The 6,539-nt window shown below is 72.5% G+C and carries 4 protein-coding genes; 1 reads left to right on the top strand and 3 read right to left on the bottom strand.

Annotated elements, in window-relative coordinates; translation table 11 throughout:
• The 3 genes from HYE82_RS32675 to HYE82_RS32685 form a co-directional block, all read right to left on the bottom strand.
• Window positions 1-1,429 (bottom strand): maltokinase (locus HYE82_RS32675; protein WP_179177834.1); only part of this gene is annotated, 1,429 nt, incomplete at its 3' end.
• A gap of 228 nt (window positions 1,430-1,657) precedes the next feature.
• On the bottom strand, window positions 1,658-3,352 hold the full coding sequence (treS, locus tag HYE82_RS32680) for a maltose alpha-D-glucosyltransferase (RefSeq protein WP_179177835.1): 1,695 nt from the start codon (window positions 3,350-3,352) through the stop codon (window positions 1,658-1,660).
• Window positions 3,349-5,343 (bottom strand): alpha-1,4-glucan--maltose-1-phosphate maltosyltransferase, encoded by a 1,995-nt coding sequence (locus HYE82_RS32685; protein WP_179177836.1) that lies wholly within the window; start codon window positions 5,341-5,343, stop codon window positions 3,349-3,351. The genes treS and HYE82_RS32685 overlap by 4 nt, the downstream gene beginning before the upstream one ends.
• 971 nt (window positions 5,344-6,314) lie before the next feature.
• On the opposite strand from HYE82_RS32685, the gene HYE82_RS32690 reads away from it, so the two are divergent.
• Entirely contained in the window at window positions 6,315-6,503 is a 189-nt protein-coding gene (locus tag HYE82_RS32690; protein ID WP_179177837.1) for a hypothetical protein, read from the top strand.
• Window positions 6,504-6,539: the final 36 nt, after the last annotated feature.

The raw sequence follows: 6,539 nt of genomic DNA on the forward strand, positions 1-6,539 counted from the left end.
GCGGGGGTGGTGGCATGCGGCGGGCCGGGCGCTCCCGTTCGGCCAGGCGGCGGATGGCGGCCATGGGGACGTGCAGCCAGTCGGGGCGGTGCCGGGACTCGTATCGGGCCTCGTACACCGCCTTGTCGGTCTCGTAGGCGCGCAGCAGGACGGGGTCCTCGCGCGGGTCGCGGCCGGTGGTGCGGGCGTAGCCCTCGCAGAAGGCGGCTCGGCAGGCGTCGGCCCAGGCGGGGGCGAACGGGCGGTGCGAGCGGGCGGCGTAGTCGAACGAGCGCAGTATCCCGGCGATGTCGCGCACGGCGGGTTCGGGGCGGCGGCGGTCGGCCAGCGGCCGGGCCGGCTCGCCCTCGAAGTCGATCAGCGCCCAGCTGCCGTCGGCGGTGCGCAGGGTCTGCCCCAGGTGGAGGTCGCCGTGGATCCGCTGGGCGGGCACCCCGCTGCCGCGCGAGGAGGCGGCCAGGGCGTCGAACGCCCCGCGCAGCCCGGCCTCGTAGGGCCGCAGCGTCGGCACCTCGCGGGCCGCAGCCGCCAGCCGGGCCGTCATCCCGGCGGCGAGCCGCGCCGTCTGCCCCGGGCCGAGGGCCAGGGTCGGCAGGGCGGCGGCGAGGGCGCTGTGCACCTCGGCGGTGGCCCGGCCCAGGGCGTGCGCCTCGGCGGTGAAGTCGGCTCCCGCGCCGAGCCGGCGCAGTGCCAGCTGCCAGCCGTCGTCGGATCCGCGCAGGTACGGCTGGAGCACGCCCAGCGTCAGCGGCTCGGGGTCCCCCCGGCCGTCGCGAGGCCCCCCGGGGAGGTCGGCCTCGTACCAGGCGACGGGGGCCGGGACGCGGGTGCAGCCTGCCGCGGCCAGGGCTCTGGGCAGTTCCAGATCCGGGTTGACGCCGGGGCCGACCCGGCGGAACACCTTCAGGATGTGCGAATCCCCGTAGATCAGCGAGGAGTTGGTCTGCTCGCCGGACAGCGGCCGGGGCGGGGCCTCGGCGGGGATGAGCGCCTCCGGGTCCCGGTCGAAGCGGAGCGGGCCGTGGCTCCCCGGGGTGCGCAGCCGCTCCAGCAGCAGCGTGGCGAGCCGCGGGTCGCCCAGGCCCTCGTACACGGCGTGGCCGGCGTACGGGCCCTGGTCGGCGTGTCCGATGAGGGCGGGCGCGAGCGCGGGCGGCAGCGGCGCGGGGCGGACCCCGAGCAGCAGCTGGTAGCAGTCCGCGGCCCCGTCGGCGCAGTCCACTCCGGCGAGCAGGTGCAGCAGGCCGGGGCTGACCCCGGCCGGCAGCAGCTCGACGGCGCTGACCAGGCGGAGCCGGGTGATCGCGCGCCCCTTGCCGGCGAACCAGCGCTGCCGCGGCAGCCACGAGCGCAGCATCGGCTCCAGCGGCCCGAGCGGGACGGCGGCCGGACTGCTCTGGCGGCTCCGGGCGGATGCAGCCTCCGACATGGCGTCGTCCTTTCCCCGGGCCGTCACAGAAACGCGCAGAGTTCCCGGATGGCGAGGGTTGCTGTCCGGTGGTGGGTGGAGTCGGGTCAGGGTGGTGCGGTGGTGCGGTGGTGCGGTGGTGTGTGCGGGGGCGGGCAGCGGACCCGTGCGGTGCCGCCCCGTGGTGCTCCGTCGGCGGCCTCCCCGGGGTGCGGGGAGGCCGGGCCGGCCGGACGTGCGGGGAAGGCCCTACTCGCGCCGCAGGCGGAACCAGTAGAAGCCGTGCCCGGCGAGGGTGAGCAGGTACGGCCACTCGCCGATCGGCGGGAAGCGCACGTCGCCGGTGAGTTCCACCGGCACGCGACCGTTGAACGACTTCAGGTCGAGCTCGGTGGGCTGGGCGAAGCGCGAGAAGTTGTGCACGCACAGCACCAGGTCGTCGCCGTACTCGCGGAGGAAGGCGAGCACCGCCGGGTTGGTCGACGGCAGTTCGGTGTACGAGCCGAGGCCGAAGGCCGGGTTCGCCTTGCGCACCTCGATGAGCCGGCGGGTCCAGTACAGCAGCGACGAGGGCGAGGACATCGCGGCTTCGACGTTGGTCACCCGGTACCCGTAGACCGGGTCCATGATCACCGGCAGGTTCAGCCGGCCCGGATCGCAGGACGAGAAGCCGGCGTTGCGGTCCGGGGTCCACTGCATGGGCGTGCGCACGCCGTCGCGGTCGCCCAGCCAGATGTTGTCGCCCATCCCGATCTCGTCACCGTAGTAGAGGACGGGGGAGCCGGGCAGGGACAGCAGCAGTGCGGTGAACAGCTCCATCTGGTTGCGGTCGTTGTCGAGGAGCGGGGCGAGCCGGCGCCGGATGCCGATGTTGGCCCGCATGCGCGGGTCCTTGGCGTACTCGGCGTACATGTAGTCGCGCTCTTCGTCCGTGACCATTTCGAGGGTGAGCTCGTCGTGGTTGCGCAGGAAGATGCCCCACTGGCAGCGCTCCGGGATCCCCGGGGTCTTGGCGAGGATCTCGGAGACCGGGTAGCGGGATTCTCTTCGCACCGCCATGAAGATGCGCGGCATGACGGGAAAATGGAACGCCATGTGGCATTCGTCCCCGCCGGTCGCGTAGTCCCCGAAGTAGTCGACGACGTCCTCCGGCCACTGGTTGGCCTCGGCGAGCAGCACCCGGTCCGGGTAGTGCGCGTCGATCTCCGCCCGGACCCGCTTCAGGAACCGGTGGGTGGCCGGGAGGTTCTCGCAGTTGGTGCCGTCCTCGGCGAACAGGTACGGCACGGCGTCGAGGCGGAAGCCGTCGATGCCGAGGTCCAGCCAGAACCGCAGCGCCGACATGATCTCCTCCTGCACGGCCGGGTTCTCGTAGTTGAGGTCCGGCTGGTGCGAGAAGAAGCGGTGCCAGTAGTACTGCTTGCGGACGGGGTCGTACGTCCAGTTCGAGGTCTCGGTGTCGACGAAGATGATGCGGGCGTCCTGGTACTGCTTGTCGTTGTCGGCCCACATGTAGTAGTCGCCGTACGGTCCCTCCGGGTCCTTGCGGGACTGCTGGAACCACTCGTGCTGGTCGCTGGTGTGGTTCATGACGAAGTCGATGATCACCCGCATGCCGCGCTGGTGCGCGTTGTCCACGAACTCCACGAAGTCGGCGAGGTCGCCGAACTCGGGCAGGACGGAGGTGTAGTCGGACACGTCGTAGCCGCCGTCGCGCAGCGGCGAGGCGAAGAAGGGCGGCAGCCACAGGCAGTCGACACCGAGCCACTGGAGGTAGTCCAGCTTGGAGGTGAGCCCCTTCAGGTCACCCACTCCGTCGCCGTTGCTGTCGTGGAAGGAGCGGACGAGGACCTCGTAGAAGACCGCCCGCTTGAACCAGTCGGGGTCGCGGTCCTGGGCGGGGGTGTCCTCGAAGGTGTCGGGGACGGGATCGTTGATCATCATGTGGTGGGTGACCCTCCGGTGGGCGGGGACGGTCGCAGAGCGGTGAGAACGTGCGCGGGCGTGCGACCCGGCTCTAGGCGCACGTAGTTCGCCCTGCCCCAGTGATAGGTCTCGCCGGTGAGCTCGTCGCGCACCGCGAGGGACCCGTGCCAGTCGAGGCCGAGTACCGGCATGTCCAACGAGACCGTCGCCTCCTGGGTGTGGTGCGGATCGAGGTTGACGACCACCAGTACGGAATTGGTGCCCGCATGCTTCGAATAGGCGATCACCTGGTCGTTGTCGGTCGCGTGGAAATGGATGTCGCGCAACTGCTGCAGCGCGGGGTTGCGGCGGCGCAGCCGGTTGAGCGTGGTGATCAGCGGGGCGATGGAGCGGCCCTCGCGCTCGGCGGCGGCCCAGTCGCGCGGGCGCAGCTCGTACTTCTCCGAGTTCAGGTACTCCTCGCTGCCCTTGCGGACCGGGGTGTTCTCGCACAGCTCGTACCCGGCGTAGACGCCCCAGGTGGGGGAGAGGGTGGCGGCGAGCACGGCCCGCACCTCGAAGGCGGGACGGCCGCCTTCCTGCAGGTAGGCGTGGAGGATGTCCGGGGTGTTCACGAAGAAGTTCGGCCGCATGACGGAGGCGGACCGGGTGCCGGACAGCTCGGTGAGGTACTCGGTGAGCTCCGCCTTGGTGTTGCGCCAGGTGAAGTACGTGTACGACTGCTGGAAGCCGACGGCGGCGAGGGTGCGCATCATGGCGGGGCGGGTGAAGGCCTCCGCCAGGAAGATCACATCGGGATCGGTCTTGTTGATGTCCGCGATCACCTTCTGCCAGAACACGACCGGCTTGGTGTGCGGGTTGTCCACCCGGAAGATCCGGACGCCGTGGTCCATCCAGTGGCGCAGGACCCGGACCGTCTCCTCGACGATGCCGGCCATGTCGGCGTCGAAGTGGATCGGGAAGATGTCCTGGTACTTCTTCGGCGGGTTCTCGGCGTACGCGATCGTCCCGTCGGGGCGGTGGCTGAACCACTCCGGGTGCTTCTCCACCCAGGGGTGGTCGGGGGAGCACTGGAGGGCGAAGTCCAGCGCGATCTCCAGGTCCAGCCCGCGGGCGCGCGCGACGAACGCGTCGAAGTCCTCCAGCGTCCCCAGGTCCGGGTGGACGGCGTCGTGGCCGCCCTCCGGGGAGCCGATGGCCCACGGCACGCCGGGGTCCCAACTCTGCGCGGACAGCGTGTTGTTGGGGCCCTTGCGGAAGGTGGTCCCGATGGGGTGGATCGGCGGCAGGTAGACGACGTCGAAGCCCATCGCGGCGATGGCGGGCAGCCGTTCGGCGGCGGTCCGGAACGTGCCGCTCACCGGCTTCGCACCCGGCTCGACCACTGCCCCCTCGGACCGCGGGAACATCTCGTACCAGGAGCCGAACAGGGCCCTCTTGCGCTCCACCAGCAGCGGCTGGGCCTTCACGGCGGTCACCAGCTCCCGGTACGGGCGCCGGGCCAGCGCGGCCTGCGCCCGGGGTTCGCGGGAGGCGGCGTACCGCTCGGCGACGGGGCGGTCCTCGTCGCGCATCGCGGCGGCGGCGGCCAGCACGTCCTCGCGGCCGTCCCGCTTGAGGATCTTCGCGGCGGCCCGTTCGTAGAGCTCGGCGCCCTCCAGCAGGGTGAGCCCCGGGTCGATCCCGGCGGGGATCTTCACCGCCGCGCGGGCCCGCCAGGTGGCCAGCGGGTCGCTCCACGCCTCCACGGTGTACGTCCACCTGCCCTCGGTGTCGGCGGCCACCCGGGCACCCCACCGGTCGGTCCCGGGCGCGAGTTCGCGCATCGGCACGGCGGGCCGCACCCGGCCCTTCGGGTCGCGGAGGAGGACATGCGCGGCGACCGCGTCGTGGCCCTCGCGGAACACGGTGGCGGACACCTCGAAGACCTCGTCCACCACCGCCTTGGCGGGTCTGGCCCCGCAGTCGGTGGCGGGGAGGACGTCCAGCACGGGAATACGACCGATCATGATGGGATCACCTGGAGGCAGTTCGCAGGGCTCGGTGACAACGGGCCGACCGGAGGGCCGGCGGGCAGTGCACGCTCTGTTCGCTCTGTTTCTAGCCGCTCGGAGGACGGCTGGGCTGCGGGCATGGCCGCTCCTGTCCGCGTTCACTCGGGTGGCGGGAGAGGGGTGGGCGAGGTGTGCCGTGCAGGTACGCGGGGAGCCCTTCCCACTCTCGCCCGGCCCAATCCGCGTGTTCGGTCAACTACTCGTACGTAGTGGCGGCGCACCGACCAAGAAGACGCCGTGCTTCCGCCGAGGCTCCGTCAAGTCGGTCTGGACTAACGGATGTACCGTGCGACGCCCGCGTCACACCGGTCACTTGAGTGCGTCCGGCGGGGGGTGTGAACACACCGAACCGCCCCCAACCGGGCAGGAGTACGGCGGCCGGAAAGGGTCCTGCGGGCGACGTGTTCCCGCCGTTGTGCGCAGGCCTCGGCGCACGGCGCGCAATCCGCTCCCGACCGGCCGATATGGGTGAACGGCGACGGTGTATCCAAGGTGACGGCCCGGACGGGGCGAGCCGTCGCGGAGGGTCTCCGCGGATCCGCGTGCCCCCCGACCGCCGCCGGGGAGAACGGGCCCGCGCAGCCGTGGGCCGTGCCGCACCGTCCCGCATGCACCTGCTTGTTCCGGGAAGCCCCCGGTGCGTCCCACTCGTGCGGCGCCCCTGCTGACCGCGGGCCCTCGGCCGCCGACACGCCGGAGAACCCCTGCGTCGACAACCGCGCCCGAGCGAACTGCTCCGATGCGGGCGGCCGTTCGCAGGCGGTTCCGTCCTGCTCCGTGACCGCGGCGGCGGGGCCGCGCCGACACCCCCGCCACCGGCCGGCCCGGCCCCCGGCACCGCCGCCGTCGCCGGCCCGTCCGCCGGGGCGATCGGCGCGCTCCCGAACGGCACGGCGACCGGGCCCACCGGACCCGGCTCCCCCACCGTGGACGCGCACGGCGCCGCCCACCCCGGGACCGGCAGCCCCACCACCCGGCCCGCGGGGACCGTCCCCCACCACGCCACCACGCCACCACACCGGCACCCGGTCGCTGACGGCCGTGACGTGTTCACCGACCACGGCGGCATCGCGCACGCCGTCACCGGCCCGTTCGGTTGCTCCGCCCCGCCCTGACGGGCGTCAGGGGCCCGCCCGCCTGCCCGCCCTGCC

This window comes from Streptomyces sp. BR123 (assembly GCF_013401435.1).
Taxonomy (GTDB): Bacteria; Actinomycetota; Actinomycetes; order Streptomycetales; family Streptomycetaceae; genus Streptomyces.

Coding starts and splice junctions, on each gene's coding strand:
- treS (WP_179177835.1), bottom strand. CDS start 3,352: ATGATGATCAACGATCCCGTCCCCGACACCTTCGAGGACACCCCCGCC.
- HYE82_RS32685 (WP_179177836.1), bottom strand. CDS start 5,343: ATGATCGGTCGTATTCCCGTGCTGGACGTCCTCCCCGCCACCGACTGC.